The organism is Kitasatospora sp. NPDC004745 (assembly GCF_042873275.1).
In the GTDB taxonomy this organism is placed as follows: domain Bacteria; phylum Actinomycetota; class Actinomycetes; order Streptomycetales; family Streptomycetaceae; genus Kitasatospora.
Genome location: NZ_JBIALK010000070.1, coordinates 1 through 1,399, shown reverse-complemented (window position 1 = coordinate 1,399; position 1,399 = coordinate 1). Strand labels below are relative to the sequence as shown.

Sequence of the window (1,399 nt, the reverse complement as noted above, 5' to 3'; positions counted from 1 at the left end):
CAATGCCGTTGCGTTAGTGGTCGTGCCATCGGTGGTTGAGTGTGATGACTACCGGTGAACGGCGTTTGCTGGCAGGTTCGTTGAGGGCCTTGCTGCCGTACGGAGTGATACATGAGCGGATCCTCCGGGGGCAGTCGCGATGCCGACGGCGAGGCAGCAGGGTGTTACCGATCTCGGCGATTCCAAGGCGCCGGTCACGCCTGCGGGCGGAGGGGGGAAAATCCGCTCGGTGAAATCACCGTGCGGCGGACGACGTGCAGGGCCCGGGTGAACGAGGTCCGCTCGGTGGTGCTGTGGTGCAACCGGGCGGCTTCGTACAGCAGGTCGCGGGTGGCGTGGTGCACGACCAGGTGCGCGTAGATCTCCTGCCGAACCCCGTCGGGTGTCTGCGATCTCAGGACCGGTCGGCCGCGTTGATGGGTCTTGATCTCGTCGAAGACGAGCTCGATCTCCCAGCGCCGGGCGTAGAGGGCAGCGAGCTCGGCGGCCGGGTACTGCTCGTGGTCGGTCAGGCTCGTGATCAGCCGGACAATGTCGGGCTGTCCGTCGATGCGGTACTCGATCACCCGGACCAGCGCAGGCGGGGCTTTGATGGTGCCGGCGGCCTTGCTGTGCTTGTTCGCCTCGATCCGGGCCAGGTAGCTGCCGTCGGGCAGGACGTCCTGGACCCGACGGGCCTTGCGCCGCTCGATCCGCCACAACAGGTGGGTGCCCCGCTCCCGCAGGCGGTGCCATCGGGCCAAGCCCCACAGACCACGATCGGCCAGCAGCAACGTGCCCTCCCCGAGATGGGCGTCCAAGGCGTCGGAGACGATGCGTTCGGACTCCTTGAACCCACCGATCACCGCGTCGAGCACGGCATGGGAGGAGCACTCGGCCACCGCCACTACCCGGGCCTGCGGATATCCCATGGGACTGCGCGGGGAACCGGACTTTCCGAAGGTGTCGTCGTTGGCCACCGAGTCGGGCACAGCCAGCAGGGTCCCGTCCAGGGCCAGCACCCGCAGGCCGCGGAACAGCACTCCGCTCCCGCCCAAGGGCCGGGCCACCGCACGGAACAGCTCCCGCATCATGGTCCATCCGAGCCTCTGCCGCGCCCGGGTCAGCGAGGACTTGTTGACCCCGGCCCACGATCGCAGCTCCCGGTCTCCTGTCTTCACCAGGCGCAGGACCTCTAGGTAGTCGGCCTGTGGGAACAGGCACATCGCCAGCACGAAGTAGACCGTGAACCGGGCGGACAGCAGACGACGACGCTTCTCCGAGCAACCGACGTCGTCGATCACCCGGTCGACCAGCTCGGGTGGGCACGACCGGGTCAGGACTCCAAGTCCCAGCCGCTCCAGGCGGGATATCAGCACACCGGCTCAACCGGCCGGCGACCCCAAAAGCAACGGCATTG

Annotated in this window: 1 protein-coding gene; it reads right to left on the bottom strand. The window is 67.6% G+C overall.

Annotated elements, in window-relative coordinates; genetic code table 11:
* Positions 1–194: 194 nt before the first annotated feature.
* The gene (locus ACFYUY_RS40055; RefSeq protein WP_387908448.1) at positions 195–1,283 is read right to left on the bottom strand and encodes an IS4 family transposase; all 1,089 of its coding nucleotides are present in this window, start codon (positions 1,281–1,283) and stop codon (positions 195–197) included.
* Positions 1,284–1,399: the final 116 nt, after the last annotated feature.